The sequence below is a fragment of the uncultured Meiothermus sp. genome (genome assembly GCF_937863175.1).
GTDB lineage: Bacteria > Deinococcota > Deinococci > Deinococcales > Thermaceae > Meiothermus.
Genome location: NZ_CALMCQ010000441.1, coordinates 1 through 18,703 on the forward strand (window position 1 = coordinate 1; position 18,703 = coordinate 18,703).

General features: G+C 60.3%; 15 protein-coding genes. 5 read left to right on the plus strand and 10 right to left on the minus strand.

The features are described from left to right. Positions 1-253: 253 nt before the first annotated feature. The 3 genes from Q0288_RS16360 to Q0288_RS16370 all read left to right on the plus strand — a co-directional run bounded on the left by Q0288_RS16360 (position 254) and on the right by Q0288_RS16370 (position 4,205). Positions 254-1,420, plus strand: a complete 1,167-nt coding sequence (locus tag Q0288_RS16360) for a PatB family C-S lyase (protein ID WP_299432863.1) — start codon at positions 254-256, stop codon at positions 1,418-1,420. A 191-nt stretch (positions 1,421-1,611) separates the two neighbouring features. Continuing rightward, positions 1,612-2,292: an OB-fold-containig protein gene (locus Q0288_RS16365; RefSeq protein WP_299432866.1), complete on the plus strand. Its 681-nt coding sequence runs from the start codon at positions 1,612-1,614 to the stop codon at positions 2,290-2,292. Positions 2,293-2,402: 110 nt separating this feature from the next. Next, positions 2,403-4,205, plus strand: a complete 1,803-nt coding sequence (locus tag Q0288_RS16370; RefSeq protein WP_299432869.1) for an SPFH domain-containing protein — start codon at positions 2,403-2,405, stop codon at positions 4,203-4,205. A gap of 387 nt (positions 4,206-4,592) precedes the next feature. On the opposite strand, the gene Q0288_RS16375 is transcribed toward Q0288_RS16370, so the two are convergent. Beyond that, positions 4,593-5,177 carry a ParA family protein gene (locus Q0288_RS16375; protein WP_299432872.1) on the minus strand — a complete coding sequence of 195 codons (585 nt, stop codon included), beginning with the start codon at positions 5,175-5,177 and terminating at the stop codon, positions 4,593-4,595. Between the two features lie 426 nt (positions 5,178-5,603). Next, positions 5,604-6,449 (minus strand): alpha/beta hydrolase-fold protein, encoded by an 846-nt coding sequence (locus tag Q0288_RS16380; RefSeq protein WP_299432875.1) that lies wholly within the window; start codon positions 6,447-6,449, stop codon positions 5,604-5,606. A 191-nt stretch (positions 6,450-6,640) separates the two neighbouring features. Between Q0288_RS16380 and Q0288_RS16385 the strand changes: the two genes are divergently transcribed. Further along, the gene (locus Q0288_RS16385) at positions 6,641-6,859 is read left to right on the plus strand and encodes a hypothetical protein (protein WP_299432878.1); all 219 of its coding nucleotides are present in this window, start codon (positions 6,641-6,643) and stop codon (positions 6,857-6,859) included. Here the strand turns inward: Q0288_RS16385 and Q0288_RS16390 are convergent. The 8 genes from Q0288_RS16390 to Q0288_RS16425 all read right to left on the minus strand — a co-directional run bounded on the left by Q0288_RS16390 (position 6,856) and on the right by Q0288_RS16425 (position 18,105). Beyond that, positions 6,856-10,200 (minus strand): diguanylate cyclase, encoded by a 3,345-nt coding sequence (locus Q0288_RS16390; protein WP_299432881.1) that lies wholly within the window; start codon positions 10,198-10,200, stop codon positions 6,856-6,858. The genes Q0288_RS16385 and Q0288_RS16390 overlap by 4 nt on opposite strands. Before the next feature lie 181 nt (positions 10,201-10,381). Next, positions 10,382-11,746 (minus strand): MFS transporter, encoded by a 1,365-nt coding sequence (locus tag Q0288_RS16395; protein WP_299432884.1) that lies wholly within the window; start codon positions 11,744-11,746, stop codon positions 10,382-10,384. Between the two features lie 97 nt (positions 11,747-11,843). Continuing rightward, positions 11,844-12,074, minus strand: a complete 231-nt coding sequence (locus tag Q0288_RS16400) for a hypothetical protein (RefSeq protein WP_299432887.1) — start codon at positions 12,072-12,074, stop codon at positions 11,844-11,846. Between the two features lie 540 nt (positions 12,075-12,614). Beyond that, a complete protein-coding gene (gene carA / locus Q0288_RS16405) occupies positions 12,615-13,781 on the minus strand; it encodes a glutamine-hydrolyzing carbamoyl-phosphate synthase small subunit (RefSeq protein WP_299432903.1) in 1,167 nt (388 codons plus the stop codon). 16 nt (positions 13,782-13,797) lie between these two features. Then, positions 13,798-14,355, minus strand: coding sequence for an N-acetyltransferase (locus Q0288_RS16410; RefSeq protein ID WP_299432891.1), 558 nt, complete (start codon positions 14,353-14,355; stop codon positions 13,798-13,800). 174 nt (positions 14,356-14,529) lie between these two features. Continuing rightward, complete coding sequence (argH, locus tag Q0288_RS16415) at positions 14,530-15,912, minus strand: argininosuccinate lyase (protein WP_299432906.1); 1,383 nt, start codon at positions 15,910-15,912, stop codon at positions 14,530-14,532. Between the two features lie 61 nt (positions 15,913-15,973). Further along, complete coding sequence (locus Q0288_RS16420; RefSeq protein ID WP_299432894.1) at positions 15,974-16,900, minus strand: GNAT family N-acetyltransferase; 927 nt, start codon at positions 16,898-16,900, stop codon at positions 15,974-15,976. 11 nt (positions 16,901-16,911) lie between these two features. Then, positions 16,912-18,105, minus strand: a complete 1,194-nt coding sequence (locus tag Q0288_RS16425) for an argininosuccinate synthase (RefSeq protein ID WP_299432897.1) — start codon at positions 18,103-18,105, stop codon at positions 16,912-16,914. Positions 18,106-18,412: 307 nt separating this feature from the next. On the opposite strand from Q0288_RS16425, the gene Q0288_RS16430 reads away from it, so the two are divergent. Then, positions 18,413-18,703 (plus strand): glycerol-3-phosphate acyltransferase (locus Q0288_RS16430; RefSeq protein WP_299432900.1); only part of this gene is annotated, 291 nt, incomplete at its 3' end.

Here is an 18,703-nt window from a genome sequence, read left to right on the forward strand (position 1 = left end):
AGCTCGATAGATATTCCCTGAGTGGGTCTGCAAGAATCGCCCCGACCGAAGGGAGAATCAGGGTGCTATACGGGAGTGTGCCATCCTTGCCATTTTGTAAAGAAAATCAAGCCAGTCGTCCGAGCATGAAGCGAACCAGGGGATGTAGACAAGCGCTTCGGAGGTTGGGGAAGTCTTTGGAATCCCCTGGCCCGCCTGCGGTTGCGCCTGTTCCACGCATGTCTGACCCCCTGCTCGCTCTAAGCTATAAGCTATGACCATGCAACTCGACAACCTCGAGCCCCACACCCTGCGCGACCCCCACGGCTACAGCGGCAAATGGCACTTTTTCCCCCAGGATGTACTGCCGATGTGGGTGGCCGATATGGACTTTCCCATCTGTCCCGCCATCCCCAAAGCTATCGTAGAACGGCTCCAGGAGCAGGTGGGCTACCCACCAATGCAAGGAGACAAACAACTATTGGATTTGATCATCCAGCAGCAGGGCAGACACGGCCTGACCAACCTGGCCTCAGAAAACCTGTTGCTCACCACCTCGGTGGTACCGGCCATCTACGCCAGTGTCCTGGCCCTCAGCAGCCCTGGCGACGAGGTGATTACCCAGGTTCCGGTCTATCACCCCTTCCTCTATGCCCTGAACGAACACCACCGGGTCACCCGGCACAACCCCCTGTTGCGCACTCCAACCGGCTGGGAAATAGACTTTGACCAGCTCGAAAGCCTGGTGAGCCCCCGCACCCGTCTGCTGATGCTGTGCAACCCACAAAACCCCACCGGACGGGTCTTCCGCCGCGATGAGTTGGAAAGATTGGCTGAGTTCGCCCTGCGCCACCGCCTGTGGGTGATGGCGGATGAACTCTGGGCCGACCTCATCTTTGAAGGGCCACACCATTCCATGGCTTCCCTTAGCCCCGAGATCGCCCAGCGCACCGTCACCCTCACCGGGCCCTGCAAAACCTACAACCTGGCTGGGCTGGGGGGTGGTGTCGCCATCAGCCACAACAAGCAGATCCTGGCCGCGATGGCCGGAGTGAGCAGGGGAATTGGCGGCCACCCCAACGTGCTCTCGATGGCGGCCTGGCGGGCTGCGCTAGAGTACGGGCAGGACTGGCTGCAAGAGGTGCGGGTCTATCTCCAGAGCAACCGCGATTTCATCACCTCGTTTGTGGAGCAGCACCTGCCACAGGTGGGCTACACCCCGCCCCAGGGAACCTACCTGGCCTGGTTCGATTTCTCGGCAGCCCCTTTTGGCCGTCAAGCCCACCAGGTGATACTCGAGCAGGCCAGGGTCGGCCTCAGCGATGGCAGGATCTTTGGGCCAGGGCTCGAGGGCTGGCTGCGCCTGAACTTTGCCACCAGCCGGAACCTGGTGCAAGAAGCCATGGAACGGATCGCCAGGGCTGTCCAGGCAGCGGACTGAGCCCAGCCTGGCTAGAATTTTCCACCTCAGGAATTTGCAGTACGCTTGAGAGTCTCGGCAACTGAGCCGCGCCCGTGCGGTTCTTCAAAATGCATCGCGCATAACCATCGGCGAAATTTCTATCGTGGGCGCACTTAGTCCATTGTGTTACTCATGCAGAGAAGGTGGGTTTAGACTACCATTAGAAAACGGTGAGCTATCTTCTCGAATGGCACAACTTCATCTTTGCGCTCCCCCTGGCGGTGGGGCTTTTGCTCAGCATTGCCATTGCGTTTAGCGGGTTTGGGCCTTCCGGCGAGGCTACGCAAAGCGATGAACAGGGGGGCCCGGACACCGTAGAGGACGCAGATAATGACCCCAGCACCGCTCATAACCCGCACGGCTCTATGCTGGGGGCACTGGGGGGCTGGTTTGGTTTAGGAAAAGGGGCCTCGCTGACCCTGCTGCTGCCCATCCTGCTGTCCACCTGGGGACTGGTGGGGCTGCTGGTCAATACCGCACTGGACTCCTGGCTACCCCCGGCGGTCTTTTTTCCAATAGCAGCGATTTTGGGCTTGCTGGGGGCAGGGTTGGCCGGCAATGGTGTGGCTTCGGTGGTACAAAACCTGCTGCGGCAGGAGGGCCGTAATGTTCGCAAGCAAGACCTGGTAGGGTGCGGCGGGCGGGCGGCTTTTCGCATTGATGGGAGTGGAGGAGTGGCCAACATCCGCGACAAAACAGGCAACATTCACCGGGTGGTCTGCAAAACCCTGCCTGGCGAGCCGCCCATTGATGGAGGAACCGAGATTCTGGTGGTGGATTTTGACCCCAGCCAGGGCACTTACTTTGTGCAAGTCCACCCATTCCCGGAAGAAGTCGCGGCCCGGCCTTGATCACAGCGGCCAGGAAAACACCCCCGCAAACCCAAATCTTCCTAAACCCCTGAGACCCCTGGCCCCTGGCTCTTTTTGTAGTCTGCTTCAAAAGCAATCGCGGAGGACACATGCTGAGTACAATTCTGATTCTGGTCTCGTTGTTGTTGATTGGCTTGAGCTTGTTTGGTGGCGAGATTATTCGTGGCTGGACGGGCATCAACAGTGCAGTGAGCGGGATTCTGGGCCTGATGGTGCTTTCGGCAGGGCTCCTGGCCTGGCTGACCCAGCAGTTCTACATCAAACCCTCGGCCAACCTGGCCTACGTGATGACCGGGCTGGGCGGGCGGCGGGTGATGATTGACCGGGGCGGGTTCTTCTTTCCCATCCTTCAGCGCTATGTGCCGGTCAGCCTGGAAACCATGAAGCTGGAGGTCGAGCGCAAAGGTCCCGACGCGCTCATCACCAGGGACAACCTGCGTCTGGACGTGAAAGCTGAGTTTTACATCAAGGTCGAGCCTAAGGAAGACTCGGTAGTAAACGCCAGCCGCAGCCTCGGCGAGAAGTCGGTCACCCCCCAGGCGGTTTCGACCCTGGTCTTCGAGAAGCTGGTATCGGCTCTGCGCAGTGTGGCCGCCACTCAAGATCTGGTGGAGATTCACTCCCAGCGCGACCAGTTTGCCATCTCGGTACAGCAGCTCGTGCGCTCCGACCTCGAGCCCAACGGTCTGACCCTGGAGTCGGTCACCATCTCCAGCCTGGATCAGACCAGCCAGGAGCTGCTCTCCGACACCAACATCTTCGATGCCCAGGGCAAGCGCAAGATCACCGAGATTACCCAGTCGGCCCTGGTGGAGCGCAACCGCCTCGAGCAGGAAGCCAAGCGGGCCATCACCCTCAAGAACGTGGAGACCCGCAAGGAAATCCTGGAGCTCGAGCGCACCCAGGCCGAGGCCGAGGCCACCCAGCAGGCCGAAGTGGCCAAGGTCTCGACCGCTAAACAGCGCGAATCCGACACCTACCGCATTGAGCAAGAACGCCTGACCCGCGAGGCTGAGATCGGGCGCGAGCAGGCCGTGCAGGCCGCCGCCATCGAGCGCGACAGGCTGCTACTCCTGAAAGAACAGGAGAAACAGACCACCGACGTGGAGCGGGAAAAGGCTGTCACGCTGGCCGAGCGGGAGCGCGAAATTGCCATCACCGAGGCCGAGCGCCGCCGGGCTGAGGCCGAGAAGCAGGCCCTCCTGGCCCAGGCCGAACGCGAAAAAGCCAACCAGCAAGTCCTCACCGTGCAGCAACTGGCCCAGGCCGAGCGCGAGGCCCAGACCAAGCTCATCACCGCCAAGCAGTCCATCGAGCAGGAGCGCATCCGCAAGCATACCGAGGCCGAAGTGGCTGCTTTTGCTGAGGTAAAGCAAGCCGAAGCCACCAAGGCCGCCGCCCAGCTCGAGGCCGAAGCGGCCATCACCAAAGCCAGGGCCGAGGCCGAGGCTCAGGAGTTGATTGCCAGGGGCCTGACCGCCAACAAAATGGTCGAGGTGGACGTAGAGCGCGAGAAAGTGAGCGTGGAACAGGCCCGCGTAGAGGTGGAACGCCAGGCCCTGGAAAACCGCCAGACCTATAGCGCGGCAGCCCTCGAGTTCGAGTTGCAGAAGATGAAGGTAGAGGCTACCCGCGATGTCCAGGCCGAGATGGCCCGCAGCATCGGCAGCTTTATGAGCAAGGGCAATATGAACATCTATGGCGACCCCACCACCTTAGCCCGAATGACCGAGCAGTACAGCCAGGGCCTGGGGGTGGGTCAGTTGCTCGACGGACTGAGCAAGGGCTCGAACGGCAAGTCCGATGAGTTAATTCAGCAGATGTTCAGCCTCTTGCAGCAATTGACCAACAAGGAAACCGCTGCTGATAAGAACGCAGACAAGGGCAGTTGAGAGGAGGGCCAGGGGCAAGGAAAGTACGCAACCGGGCTTGGCGTTCGGGTTAGTGCCCATCATCTCGCATGGCCCGCGAGAGCGAGGCAACCCAGAGATAGCTGCCTCGGCGGGTACTTCCTGGACTGCTTCGGGGCCTGAGTGCGCCCAGGATAGAAGTTGCGATGATGGTTTCTTCGGAGCTGCATTGCTGGGGTTTGCTTCGGCGCCGTTCGGTTGCGAGCCTTTCAGCGCACTGCAAATTCCTAGCCAGGAGATACCTGGCAGCATACCGTGACGGGCAACATGGCGATTTTTTTTTCACGGAGCGGAAGGCTCCTGGCGGATTTCTTCTCAGGCAACGGTTGCTTGCCCCCTATCGGCGCGAAATACTCTCCCCTGTTCTGGCTATCTTTTCAGCATCTCCCGCCCCACCATGACATATTCTTCCCAGGCACGCAGGGCTCTGGAGTCGGGTATATTCTGCACCACAGTTCCAGCCAGCACAGCTTTTTCGTAGGCGGCCAGGCGATGGATGGCGTTTTTGAAGTGGGGAAATTTTCTGGCTTTCAGGTGGGCAAAGGTACGCAGTCCATCCAGCGAGGGGAAGGGCGGAACCAGCGTAACCAGGATCTTGAGTGGGAGGCCCTCGAGCTCCCCGACAAACTGCTCCAAACTGACCAGTGAGAGCATTCCTGGTGAGGTGGGTACGACCACCAGATCGGCCTTGTCGGCGTACTCGCGCAAGGTTTTGCCCTTTGGGTGTCCAGCGGTATCAATCACCACGTGCTCAAATCGCTTGGGTCGGGCATCCTCGGGGCCTGCGACCTCGAAGGGCAGCCCCGCCCCCTGCCGCGCCCAGACCAAAGCCCCCTCTGCCGGGTCGGCATCCACCAGGAGCGTAGGGCCGCGCAGTTGCAAAAAAGCTGCGAGGTGTACCGCCGTGGTGGTCTTGCCCACCCCGCCCTTGAGTGATGTCACCAGAACACGCATGGCTGGCCTCAGTCTAACCGCTTTCCATTCCCTGATACCGAATTCATATCCATAATCATCCCTCGGCTAATACATCACCATAGTCGCCGTCAGCGCAGTCCTCCGACTGCGCTCAAGGCCCTTCGGCAAGGCTCTGAGGTGTAGCCTTCCGGCGAAGCAGTCCCGAGCAACCCATCGGTCAGGTGCTGTTTGCGCTCCTGCTGGACTGCTTCGCTGGCCTGCGGCCTCCTCGCGATGACATTCTCCAGGCTGATTAATCGAATACTCTCTATGCCAGGTAGGTATGAGACGCCTGCTTCGCCAAACGAAGGGACGGATGGGGGCAAAGCAAAAGAGCTACCTCATGATAAAAGTCTGCCCCTGCTAGTGCTATGCACCATCGAAGGCGCAACGAAAGGATCTGGATAGCAGCATCCGGGGTTGCTCTTAGTCCCTGGCTATCCCATTGCCAAACAGGAAACGCATCATCTCGGGGAAACGCCGCGCCCAGTGGCCCTCGTTGTGCACCCCTTCTTGGTCTTCGATGTAGAGGTAGTCGTGACCGGGCTGCCAACCTTTTTGCGTAAGCAAGCGGTGCATTCGGCGCACCCCTTCCAGATACCGGCGGCTACTGACGTGTGAAAGGGTGAGTTCGCGGAAGCCCACATCCATATAGAGTCTGCCCGGCACCTGAGGGGCTTTCTCCACAAAGTTGTAGATTGCCCCATCGGCAAACCAGAACGCCGGACTCACCACTCCCGCTTTGCCAAAGACCTGGGGATAGAAATAGTAGGCGCTCAGACTGATAAACCCACCCATCGAAGAACCCATCACCCCGGTCTGGTCGCGGCCCCGAAGGGTACGAAACTCGTCATCTATAAAGGGTTTGATGGTTTCGACTAGAAACTTGAGGTATTTCTCACCCTTGCCGCCGCCATGCTTGGGGTCACGGAAGGGGCTGTACTCGTTGAGACGCTCCACTCCCGTGTTGGGCACCCCCACCACGATGGCCTCTATGCCCTCCTGGGCCAGCTTCTCCATGCTCTCGTCCACCTGCCACTCGCCCACATAACTGGTGGCTTCATCGAAGATGTTTTGTCCATCGTGCATGTAGAGCACCGGGTAGGGTCGGTTGGTCTTGCGGTAGGAGGGGGGCAGGTAGACCAAAATATCGCGCTTGTTACCCAGTTGCGGGCTGCGCAAATCTTTGTAGACCAGTACCTCTCCCACCACGGTATGGCCGGGGCTGGTAGGATGAGGTTTCCATACCTGTGTCTGAGTAGAATAACCCATTGGGGTATTGTAAAGGCTTACGACTAAAAGGTGAGGTTTGAAACACTTTTTTAGCGACATATACCGGGCGCCGGCTACAGTAGACTTCTCCAATTTTCACGCCCAGCAGATGTTTTGCCGCCAGGAAGGGTAAGATGTGAAGGGCACTGTAACTCCTCATAACGTTTGGGGATCATTATCTATCATGGCCTTTGGAGGCCCGTTTCCGGGGTGAGCTGGGCATCGGTTTTGGCGGCAGGGCCACCTACTGGTTTGCCGAAGGGGTAGGGGTGGTCAAGCAGGTCAGCGAGGGCAGTTTGGCGGGCAGAGTAGCGAGCTACTCGAGTTTGGGCGGTAGCGGGAGAGTATGCAGTTACTGGCTTCTGGGAGCGCTGCCGATATTCCGTTTAAGCCCGCCAGGAACTCCTTAAAACATGAGCTCTCCTGAGATCCCGATCAACTCTCGAGCCAGCTCCTCCAGGCCCATAATCCCGCCCTGCGGAAGCACCCCCGCCTTGTGTCTGAGCCGCCCGAAAGTATCCTGACTGGCCGGCGAAAGGTGGTTGCCTGGCTGGCCTTGCCAGTGGTCAACCGCCCACACGATTTTCTGGGTTTGTTCGAGGTAGCCAAGCTGCTCGAGCAAACCGGCATAGGCCAGCAGCGCACTGGCCAGACGAGACGGAACCCCCAGCTCCAAAAAAAGCGACAGGGCCTCGATATAGCGTACCTGGGCCAGGGCGTAATTTTTTTGTTGCAGATAGATTCCAGCCAGATTGTGCAACGAGTTGGCGATACCCTGATGGTCGTTGATTTTGCGCTTGAGCGCCAGGCTTTCTTCCTGGGCCGCAATGCGTTCCTCGACCGTGTCATGGAAATGCCCCACATTGGCAGTGGCGTAGGCCATCCCCTGAATATCGCCCACCTGGCGCTTGACCTCGAGGCTTTTCAGAAACAATTCCCTGGCTTCGGCATCCTGGCCCAGATAGGCCTGCACAATCGCCAGGTCGTTGAGCGAGGTTCCCACTCCCCACAAATCCCCCACCGTCTTGCGCAACTGCAGGCTTTCCTCCAGGAGGCGCTGGGCTTCATAGGGTTGACCTGTTTCGCGGGCAATAACCCCCAGAAGGTGCAGTACCGAAGCCGTGCCCTGCACGTCTCCAATCCCTCGAAATAGCTCCAGGCTCTCTTGCAGTTGTTGTTTGCTCTGTTCCACCCTACCCAGTTCTTTGTTGAGCGAGGCCAGCACCCGCAGGCCCCCCGCCTGGGTCTGGGTGGAAAAGACCGTCCCTGGCAAAAACTCCTGGAGCCACCCTACTCCCTCGGTAAACAGCCCCCGCACATAAAAAAACCACTCGAGCGCCACCATCAGTCGCAGTCCTCGCTCGGCATCGCCCGTCTGCTTGAAGGTGTTCAAAGCCACCCGGAGGTTGTCGAGCTCGAGGGCTACTCGCTCCAGCCCTTCGGCTTGCTGAGCCCCTTTGAGTTCGGGCGCGATGGCCTCAGCAAAATTCAGATAAAACGCCGCATGGGCTTGTTGGGCCTGGGTACAGGCTTCAGGCGATTTCGAGAGCCTGGCCAGGGCAAACTGCCGCAGCAGCTCGTGCATCTGGTAGCGTCCCTGGCGCTGTAAATCGCGCTTGAGTAGCGACAGGCTAATCAGTGAGAGCAACGACGAGACCGAGGCTCCCGCCACCGCCTCGGCAGCCTTGCGTTCGAAACCCCCGCGAAAAACCGCCAGCTTGGCCAGAATCATCTGCTGGGCAGGCTCCAGAAAAGCCCAGGACGAGCCAAAAGCCGCTTCCAGGCTATGGTGCCGCTCGGGGCGATCCAGACCCGCATCCGGCAGGTTCAAAAAACTCTGGTTGTGCCTTATCTCGCGGGCAATCTCGCTCAGCGGCAACACCCTTACCCAGGCCGCAGCAAGTTCCAGCCCCAAGGGCATACCCTCGACCATGCTGCATATTTGTTGGGCCGCCCCCAGCTCGGTCCCCCCCAGGTTCAGATTCGGCTCGACCCGCCGTGCGGCCTGCAACAAGAGCCGCATGGCCCCCGAAGCCAGCGGGTTGGCGTCGCCGGGCACCGTCTGCAAACCCCCCAGCTCATAGACCCATTCTTCGGGCAGGCCCAGCCGCTCCCTCGAGGTGGTCAGGATGGTCAGACCCGGCACCATCAGCAAGCGGGACAAGAATTCCACACCCCCCAGCAGGTGTTCCAGGTTGTCCAGCACCAGTAGCATCTCCCGCTGCGCAAAATGCAACTTCAGGGCCTCGACCTCGTCGCCCCTGGGCTTAAGGCCCACCTCCTGGGCCAGCCGCATAGCCAGCCCGGCCCCATCCGCCAGCGAAGCCAGCGAGAGAAACAGCACCCCATCGCGGTAGAGGTGCTCAACCTCCTGCGCGACCTGGCTGACCAGGTGGGTCTTGCCCATCCCACCCGGTCCCGTCACACTCACCAGCCGGCGCTCTTGCAGCAAGCGCTTAAGCGCCACCACCTCACGATCCCGTCCGATCAGGCTACTGCTGGGCCGGGGCAGGGCTGGGGGAATTTCTGGCCCCATGCCCTCGTAGCGCTGGGCATAGTCGGGCATCAGGGCATAGCCTTCGCTACCGGGAATCAGGGCTTTGGCCCGGCGCAAATCCTGCACGATCTGCACCATGCGCCCGGGTAACCCTTCGGACTGTTGCCACAACCAACCAATAAATTCACCCGGTGCTTCCCAGCGCAGTTGGGTGCGCACAAAAACCCTGGTGGCATCCAGCGAAAATGGGGTCAGGACAACCTGCTCACGCGGTATCGAACCCAGCCAGGCTTCAGCCCTGGCCTCCGGCGTGCCCACCAGCACCAGCCCCATCACCGGGCCATCGCCAGCCTGCATCAGGCGTTGCAGGGCGTTCAAGCTGGCCGCGTCCAGCAGTTCCAGCCGATCCACACACCAGACCACCCCCTGTGCGACCTCGGACAGCCTTTTCGAAAGGCCCGGCCAGTCGCCTGCTATCGCTCGTTCGCTTTCCTCCAGGCCCAGTCCATCCAGCAAGGCCCCAAAGGGATGGGTGGCATAGGCCCGCCGTCCCACCAGGTACACCACCCGGTAGCCCAGCAGCTTAGCCGCCTGGCTTACCTCACGCAAAAATCCACTGTGGCCCGCCTTCTCCGGCCCAGCTACCAGCAAGGCTGCCCGGCGCAACTGGGGCAACACCTTGAGAAAGCGTTGGGCGCTCTGGCTGGCAGCTTCGCGTTCGAGCAGCCGTCCCGAAGACCCTTCCGGCAAAACTTCCAGACCCGCCAGACGGCCCCGACCCGCCCTTTTGGCCGCATACAGGCTAATGTCGGCCCGTTCAAACAGTCCCTGGGGGTCTTCCTGGCCTGGGGCAGCCGTTGCCAGCCCGACACTCACCGAGACCGAGAGCGGGGGATCCCCCGCAAAAGGCTTGCTTTTGATCATAGACAGCAACCGCTCGGCCAACCCCACCGCCTGCTCCTGATTGGTCTGGGGCAAGATCAGCACGAACTCGTCGCCGCCATACCGAAACAGCAAGTCCGAGCCCCGCACCAGCTCACTCACCCGCCCCACAAACTCGAGCAGAATCTGGTCGCCACGGATATGACCAAACACATCATTGATGCTCTTAAAGTGATCCAGGTCGAGAATCAACAGCGAGGTATGCAGCCCCAGCACGCTGGCTGAGGCCAGAATTTCCCGCAACGCTTCTTCGAAACCCTCCCGCGACCGTGCCCCGGTCAGGGGGTCGGTTCGAACTAACCCCCGCTCCATATCTCCAGAATAGGCGATGGAAGGCCCGCCGGGTGGTTATGCAGGCATCCAGCAGCCGTACCCGTTACGGGCTCCAGGGGGTAAGTTTCGCACGGGATCGGTTACAGGATTTACCTGGACAAGGCAGATATTCGATTTGGAGCAGAATAGATTTCGTGTCAGGAGGCTAGCAACTGCCCGCTCAGCGCCGCTGGGCCAGTCGGGCTCGAGCCTCATCGTGCCGGGCTTTGGTGATAGGGTAGCGCCAGACCAGGAGGGCAGCCAGGAAGAACATCAGCGCGGCTACCGGGCCGACCATCCACTGAATTCCCGATACGGCCTGGGCGGTCTGTACCACGGCTTCGCGGTCGTAACCGACCAGCTCGAGCATCATCGCGTTCAGAAATGCCCCCAGCGCAAAAGCGGTCTTCTGTCCGAAGGTAAAGATTGAGTAGAGCAGCCCCTCACGGCGTTTGCCGCTCGCCAGCTCATCGAACTCGACCACATCGGGAATCATGGCCCAGGGGAAGAGCAGTACGGTAGCGGTTCCGATCCCAGCAAATACCGTGAAAAACAGTAGCAGTGGCGAGAGCCAGCCCGCTGGCGAGAGCGTGACCAGCAGAACCAGACTCAGGCTCAGGGTTAGCAAACCAGCTATAAAGGCGGCTTTCTTGCCTACACGGGCCGAAACCAGGTTCCAGACCGGCAGAACCAGGATCGCCACCCCAAACAAGAGCCCCAGGATGGCAGTCTGCTCGCCCGCCGAGAGCGCAATGGCCGAGATCAGGTAGAACGGCAAAATCGAGGAGACCACCCCCAGCCCGATGGTGACCGCCACAAAAATCAGCAGCACTTGAGGAAATCCGAAAGCCCCAAAGACCGAGCGGTACTCCCGCCACAGCTCGAGTCTGCCCGGAGGCTCGAGCTGGCCAGTTCGCTCACGCACCAGGGCGGCCATGGTCAGGTAGGAGAGACTCATCAGAATGCCAAAGACGATTCCCATACCAATCCAGCCGAAACGGGCGTCCTGGGGGAGCCCCTGGCCGGCATTAAAGGTCGAAATCAGCAGCGGTGGCACCGCAGCCCCAATCAGCGAGGCCAGCGTGCCAAAGCCGATTCGATAACTGGTCAGGGCGGTGCGCTGGCTGTACTCGGGCGCTAACTCGGGGGTGAGGGCCATGTAGGGCACCTGCACCGTGGTGTAGATCAGGATATGCAGCCATAAAGCCAGGGCCGCCAGGGCAAACACTGCGAGGTGGGAACCCTCGGGGATGGTCCACAGCAGGGCAAAGCTGATGCCAAAGGGAACCGCCCCGATCCAGATATAGGGCTTGCGGCGGCCCCAGCGGCTGCGGGTGCGGTCGGTGATCAGCCCCATTACCGGGTCGGTAAAGGCGTCAAACAAGCGCCCGGAGAGGAGGGCCAGGCCCGCCAGGGCCGGCCCCAGCCCGACTATTTCAACCAAAAAAAAGAGCAGAAAGAAATTGATGGTGTTGTACGAGAGCGAGGCCCCAATATCGGCCACCCCGTAGCCCCACTTTTCCCGCAGGGAAAGCTGTTTTGTCATGCCGGTTCAGCCTACCATAGCCCAGAGGCTTCGGATAGGCTGACCTGGAAGCGGGTCTAAATGAACCCCTTATGGATCGTGTCGCATGGAGTTGTGGTCAGGGCAGGCTCTCGAGGTCGGCCAGATCTTTGAGCCGTCCACTGGCTTGCTTGTTGCGCTTGAGGTCGTCGAGTGAGATCAGACTGGCCTGCACGCCGTCAATCTCCGCGATGACCTTACGACCGTAGCAGTCGGACCTGGTCGTGACCTCGAGGCGGTCTTGAAGCCCCATTCCCTCAAAGCTTGAGAAGACCTGGATTTTGCCGCGATTCAGACGAGCTTCCGCCATATCAACAGTTTAGCAGAGGGCTCGAGGCCGACCGAAGTGCGGCAACTCTCGCGTATGCTTGCGCACCAACCCGCCGACCTCGAAAAGTGGTACACACCGCACTCTACTAAAGACTACTAAATGGCTCGAGACCTTCCACCGAAAATCCCGAAAAACCATCCCCACACCGTTGTCATTCTGAGCGGAGCCTAGCAGAGTCGAAGAATCTCCGAAGGGCGAACATACGCCAACTCGATGTTGTGAAAAGGACTTTCACCGCCGACAAGAAGCGGGCATGACGCAGTAAGAGATGCTTCGTCGGAAAAAACGCCTCCTCAGAATGACCACGGCCAGGCGGCCTGAAGGCTCGCTATGGGATGCTTTTGCGCTCAGACCCATCGAGCACAGAAAGCCGTTTCTGCAAAGCCCTACAAAACCGGATCAGCGCAGGGATTCGAGGGCTCGCTTGTACCGCATTGCCTTCGCTTCCGGCAAATCGCCATTTATCTGTACCACGATGTTGCGATACACCAAAACCCATGAAAAGAAAATCGCGCTTTGCTAGACCCCCAGGTTCCCCACCTTTTGTTTCTCCACCGGCGTACCGGTCAGTCCGTTAAAGGCGTCTACTTCCTCCAGGAAACGGTGAAAGAGATAAATCGAGTCGTGGGGGCCGGGGCAGGCCTCGGGGTGGTACTGGACGCTGAAGACCGGGTAGCGCAGGTGGGCCATGCCCTCGAGGGTTCCGTCGTTCAGGTTGATGTGGGTGGGTTTAAACTCCGTCAGGCTATCGGGATCTACCGCGTAGCCGTGGTTCTGGCTGGTGATCTCGACCTTGCCGGTCAGCAGGTTTTTGACCGGATGGTTGGCCCCCCGGTGTCCAAACTTGAGCTTAAAGGTGCGTCCACCCGCCGCCAGACCCAGCAACTGGTGGCCCAGGCAGATGCCAAAAGTAGGAACCAGTCCCATCAGCTTCCAGAGGGTCTGGTGAGCATAGCGCGGCATACCGGGGTCGCCGGGGCCGTTGGATACAAACAAGCCGTGGGGCTCCAGAGCCATAATCTGCGCGGGGTTGGTCTTGCCGGGCACTACAATCAGCTCGAAGCCCATCTCGGCCATGTAGCGCATCTGGGCGTGTTTGATGCCGAAGTCCATCACCACCACCCGGCGCCTGCCCTTGAAGGTGGGAAACTGGTAGGGAAGTGGCGTCGAGACCTCGGGGGTCATGTCGCACCCGTCTATGTCTTTCCAGAGGCGGGCCTCCTCGCGCAGGGCGGCCAGGTCTTCGGGGGTAAAGCGGTAGCCGGGCGAACCAAACAGGGTGGCATGGGCAATCACCCCTTTCAGCACCCCTCCCTCGCGAATTTTGCGTACCAGGGCGCGGGTGTCTATGCCTTCCAGGCCAATCACGCCGGTCTCCCGCATGAACTCTTCCAGGCTCTGCTGGGCGCGGGGGCCGGCAGTATACTTGCTGAACTCTCGAGCCACAAAACCGCGCACCCAGGGGCGGTTACTCTCCATGTCAAACACATTCACGCCGTAGTTGCCCTGATGGGGGTAGGTCATCACCACAATCTGCCCGTGGTAGCTGGGATCGGTCAGGATTTCCTGGTAGCCGGTCTGGGCAGTGTTGAACACCACTTCGCCCACGTTCTTACCCCGGTGCCCGAAGGCATAGCCGGGGTAGACGGTTCCATCTTCAAGTACCAAAACGGCGCGTTCTTTCATGGCAAGACCCTCGAGTTCATTGTAGTCGGGCGGCAACTTTGGGGTAGGCATCCTCAGGACTGAGGATCTTGGTCACGCCAATCTCGCGGCAGTTATCGTAGAAGGGACATGCGCTGCACTCCGCAAACACCTTGGGGGGCAGGGCTTCGCGGGTGGTGACCTGGTAGCCCAGGCTGGTAAAGAACCTGACCTGAAGCGTCCAGGCAAAAATCTGCGGAATGCCCAGATCCCTGGCTTCACGCTCGGCAGCCAGCGCTATCCAGCGCCCGAAGCCCTGGCCCTGCCGCTCGGGGTGCACCGCCAGACCCCGCACCTCCGCGATGTCGTGCCAGAGGATGTGCAAGGCCCCGCAGCCCACAATATGCCCGTCCTCATCCTCCAGCACGAAAAAATCGCGCAGGTTTTCGTAGAGGTGGTTATGGCTGCGCACCAGCATCAGACCGCGCTCAGCCCAGTACTTGATCAGGGTGTAGATCGGCTCCACATCCCTCATCCGGGCCTTGCGAAGCTCCACGCTGGCATCCCAGCGCACCTGCGGCAGGATGGTGGTTCCCAGTTCGATCACGCTGCTCATTGGACACCTCTATTTAGCTCCAGCTGATTGCGGTTCTGACTACGATGTATGGGCGAGTGTACGCAGTACGAGACTCCTCGGGTTTGGATGATTTGCCGGACGGTTAGCCACCGACCGGTGACCTCGGAATGACCATGGTTTTGTGTTTTGACCTTCGACATTAGACCTTCGACCTCAATCAACTTCCGATTTGGCTACCTTAACGGCTTCTCTCACGGCTTCCGGTGCGGTTCCGCCATAGCTTCGTCGTCGGTGAATGGCGGTTTCCAACCGCGTGAGCTGCAAGGCATCCTGGCCAAACAGGGGGTGGAAACCCTCGAGTTCGCTCAAGTCCAGGTTGCGCAACTCTTTATCGTTGTCCAGGCAATACTTCACGATGCGCCCCACCACATGATGGGCTTCGCGGAAGGGCAGGCCGCGCTCGGCCAGATAATCGGCCAGCTCGGTGGCCAGCGAAAAGCCTGACTCGGCGGCTTTGAACATTGCCTCGGGGTTCCAGCGCAAGCTCGGCAGCATCGCCGCCAGCAACTTGACCGAAGCCCGGTAGGTATCACAGGCGTCGAAGAGGGGCTCTTTGTCTTCTTGCAGGTCTTTGTTGTAGGTGAGGGGCAGTCCCTTGGTAAGGGTCGCGATGGTTACGAAGCTGCCCAGCACCCGCCCGGCCTTGCCGCGAATCAACTCGGCGTGGTCGGCATTCTTTTTCTGCGGCATGATTGAAGAGCCGGTAGAGAAGGCATCGGGCAGGGCAGCAAAACCGTACTCGAGGGTGGTATAGAGGATAATCTCCTCGGCCACCCGCGAAAGCGTAATCTGCCCGATGGTCAGTGCGGACAAAACTTCCAACACGAAATCGCGCGAACCCACTGCATCCATCGAGTTACGCATGGGGCGGGTGAACCCGAGGGTCTGGGCGGTGGCGTGGCGGTCAATCGGGAAACCCGTACCTGCCAGGGCAGCCGCACCCAGGGGCGATTCGTTCAGGCGGTTTAGCGCGTCTTCGATCCGGCTTGCGTCGCGGGAAATCATCTCGTAATAGGCCAGGAACCAGTGCGATAGCAGCACCGGCATGGCCCGTTGCATATGGGTATAGCCGGGGAGAACCAGGGGTGGGTCAGTGTACTTCTCGGCCTCCTCCACCAGCACCTTACGCAAAGTCTTCAGTTCGCCCAGGGTCGCGGTCAGCTCGCGGCGAATCCACAGGCGCAGGTCGGTGCAGACCTGGTCGTTGCGGCTGCGGGCGGTATGCAGTTTGCCACCCACCGGGCCCACCATCTCGGTGAGTCGGGCCTCGAGGTTCATGTGCACGTCTTCCAGCTCTTCGCGCCACAAAAAGCTGCCATCCAGAATTTCCTGCTGCACCGCTAGCAACCCTTTGCGAATCTGGGCCTCTTCATCGGCAGAGAGGATGCCCTGCTGGGCCAGCATGGCGGCATGGGCCAGTGAAGCCTCGATGTCCACCAGCGCCAACCGCTGGTCGAACCTCCAGGAGGCATTGAACTCCTGCGCAATCTGGCTGGGGGCCTCGCTGAAGCGGCCTCCCCAGGTTTTTTGGGTCATGTCCAGGCTCACAAATCCCCCCTCTCCCTCCTGCAGGCAAAGATGGCCAAACACCTGTATTTCACGAGAGCACCTCTAGCTTCTTCGACATCACAAAGGGCGGTGGGGTGTTGGGGTTGGCGGAGCTGTACTGCAGACTGGGGTCGTAGGCAAAACCAAACTGGGAGTACCACTTGAGCAGTTTGGGCTGGTCGTGGCGCACTGCCAGCCGGAGTTCTCTGGCTCGCACCTCGAGGGCCTGCCGGGCCACTGCGTCCATGAGTCGGTGCGCTACGCCCTGCTTGCGGTACTCGGGAAGCACCCCCAGCTTTTTAACCTCCCAGATACGGTGTTCCGGTAGGCCTGGATGGCGCACCAGCCGCACCGTGCCCACCACTTGTCCAGCCTCTACGGCCACCCAGCCATAGCCGCGCTCGAGGTCGGCCCGTACCTTTTCGGGGCTTTCCTGGTGGCCCGAGGAGTCCGGTGCGACCTTTCCAGCCCAGGCCGAACGCACCATCTGGGCCATGGTCTCGGCATCCGCAGCGGTGGCCGGGCGAATCTGCACCTGGGCAACCCGCGCCTCGATTTGCCGAAGGTGGTGCTCGAGGTGGGCGATGTAATCTTCGATCAAAAATCGCAGGGTCGCGCCGTGGGCATGGGGAACCCTGAAGGTATGGGCCAGCGACGCCTCGGGCAGTCGTTCTACCAGGTGGGCGATATGTCGGTTTAGGGCCTGCCAAAGAATCAGCAATTCGGCCCAGGGCCGCTCCTGGTAGGCTTGCAGCCGCACCCAGTCGTCCTGGGGGTAGGCGTGCAAAATCAGGCCATCGTGCAACGAGACCCGCAGGATGCGCTCCCAGTTGACCGAAGCCGAGTCAATCAGGTGCCCCAGGATTTCCCTGGCCGACCATTTCTCCGGTGCAGGCTTGCGCGACGCGGCTGCCTCCCCCACCGTCGCTAGCTTCGCCACGGCCTGTTCGACAATCGCCTGCAAACACGTCTGCATCTCCCTGTTCCCTAATCCTTCGGCTGTGCTTTGGCCCGTACCCGCAGCCGCAACGAGTTGAGCTTGATAAATCCTTCGGCATCGGCCTGGTTATAGCCCCCTTCCTCGTCGAATGAAACCAGGCTCTTGTCGTAGAGCGACAAGGGCGATCTGCGCCCCACCATCATGATGTTCCCCTTGTAGAGCTTAAATCGCACCGTTCCGGTGACGGTTCTGGCCACGTGATCCATATAGGTCTGCAGGGCTTCGCGCTCGGGCGCAAACCAGAATCCGTTGTAGACCAGCTCGGCGTACTTGGCCCCCAACTGGTCGCGCTGGTGCAGCACTTCGCGGTCTACGGTCAGGCTTTCCACCGCCCGCCGTGCGTGGTAGATCAGGGTTCCGCCGGGGGTCTCGTAGACCCCGCGTGACTTCATGCCCACGAAGCGGTTTTCCACCAGATCCACCCGCCCGATGCCGTGGCGCCCGCCAGTCTCGTTGAGCCTGGCCAGCAGGCCCGCCGGGCTGAGCCGTTCCCCATTCACCGCAACCACATCCCCGCCCTCGACCTGAATCGCCACCAGTTCAGGCTGGTCGGGGGCTTTCCAGGGATCCTGGGTCAGGCGGAACATGCCCGCTGGGGGCTCGTTCCAGGGGTCTTCCAGTACTCCCCCCTCGAAGGAGTTGTGCAGCAGGTTGGAATCCACGCTGTAGGGCTTCTCGAGGGTAGTGGGTACCGGGATGCCGTGCATGGCTGCGTATTCCATCATCTGGGGTCGGCTGACCAGGTTCCACTCGCGCCAGGGTGCAATCACCCTGATGTCGGGCTTGAGCGAGTAGGCGGTCAACTCGAAGCGCACCTGGTCGTTGCCCTTGCCGGTAGCCCCGTGGGAGATAGCCTCGGCGTCTTCTTCCTGGGCAATCCGCACCAGATGCCTGGCAATCAGGGGGCGGGCAATGGAGGTGCCCAACAGGTAGTATCCCTCGTACAAAGCCCCCGAGCGCATCATGGGGAAAACAAAGTCGCGCACAAACTCCTCGCGCAAGTCCAGTGCAAAGGCTTTAGAGGCTCCGGTCTTGAGGGCTTTGACCCGGGCCTCCTCGACCTCTTCGCCCTGCCCGATATCGGCGGTAAAGGCGATCACTTCCGCCTGGTAGTTTTCGATCAACCACTTCAGGATGATGCTGGTGTCCAGACCGCCGGAGTATGCGAGCACGATTTTCATTCATTCACCTCTGAGGCTAAGAGTAAACCCAGACAAAGCCATACAGTACAGCCAGGCTGCATCCAGCCCAACCTCCGCCCGGTCAAAGCACACCGTATAAGCATACAAAGCACGGTCAGACAGGTCAAGCTGCTTTATCTTGCCCAGGATTCATTTGTTGGAATCTCATTTGCATTGCTTGGAGGCCGTGAGGCGCATTATCATGCTTGGCATCCGCTGGCGGTACGCCGGCCCGTAGCGTATACCCGCAGATCGCTTCCGCTGGTGGCGGTGCTGTGCTCGAGCAGCAATCTGGTAGCCTGAATCTATGGAGTGGATATATGCAGCCCTGGCTGGATACCTGTTCGGCTCCCTGCCTTTTGGATTCTGGTTTGGGGCGCTGCAAAACAAAAACCTGCTGGTAGAAGGCTCGGGCAATGCCGGCGGAACCAATGCCTGGCGGGTACTGGGGCCGGTTCCGGGCCTGATGGTGATGGCGCTGGACGTGGGCAAGGGAATCATGGCGGTCGCGCTGGGCGAATTCCTGGCGAAAGACCCCAGTGGCGGGCTGCTGGCAGGCGCAACCGCGGTGTTGGGGCACTGCTACTCAGTCTGGCTG

What these genes read in the sequence shown, in the direction of transcription:
- Q0288_RS16360 (WP_299432863.1), top strand. Translation starts at nt 254, where the DNA reads ATGACCATGCAACTCGACAACCTCGAGCCCCACACCCTGCGCGACCCC.
- Q0288_RS16370 (WP_299432869.1), top strand. Translation starts at nt 2,403, where the DNA reads ATGCTGAGTACAATTCTGATTCTGGTCTCGTTGTTGTTGATTGGCTTG.
- Q0288_RS16375 (WP_299432872.1), bottom strand. Translation starts at nt 5,177, where the DNA reads ATGCGTGTTCTGGTGACATCACTCAAGGGCGGGGTGGGCAAGACCACC.
- Q0288_RS16380 (WP_299432875.1), bottom strand. Translation starts at nt 6,449, where the DNA reads ATGGGTTATTCTACTCAGACACAGGTATGGAAACCTCATCCTACCAGC.
- Q0288_RS16390 (WP_299432881.1), bottom strand. Translation starts at nt 10,200, where the DNA reads ATGGAGCGGGGGTTAGTTCGAACCGACCCCCTGACCGGGGCACGGTCG.
- Q0288_RS16395 (WP_299432884.1), bottom strand. Translation starts at nt 11,746, where the DNA reads ATGACAAAACAGCTTTCCCTGCGGGAAAAGTGGGGCTACGGGGTGGCC.
- Q0288_RS16400 (WP_299432887.1), bottom strand. Translation starts at nt 12,074, where the DNA reads ATGGCGGAAGCTCGTCTGAATCGCGGCAAAATCCAGGTCTTCTCAAGC.
- carA (WP_299432903.1), bottom strand. Translation starts at nt 13,781, where the DNA reads ATGAAAGAACGCGCCGTTTTGGTACTTGAAGATGGAACCGTCTACCCC.
- Q0288_RS16410 (WP_299432891.1), bottom strand. Translation starts at nt 14,355, where the DNA reads ATGAGCAGCGTGATCGAACTGGGAACCACCATCCTGCCGCAGGTGCGC.
- argH (WP_299432906.1), bottom strand. Translation starts at nt 15,912, where the DNA reads ATGACCCAAAAAACCTGGGGAGGCCGCTTCAGCGAGGCCCCCAGCCAG.
- Q0288_RS16420 (WP_299432894.1), bottom strand. Translation starts at nt 16,900, where the DNA reads ATGCAGACGTGTTTGCAGGCGATTGTCGAACAGGCCGTGGCGAAGCTA.
- Q0288_RS16425 (WP_299432897.1), bottom strand. Translation starts at nt 18,105, where the DNA reads ATGAAAATCGTGCTCGCATACTCCGGCGGTCTGGACACCAGCATCATC.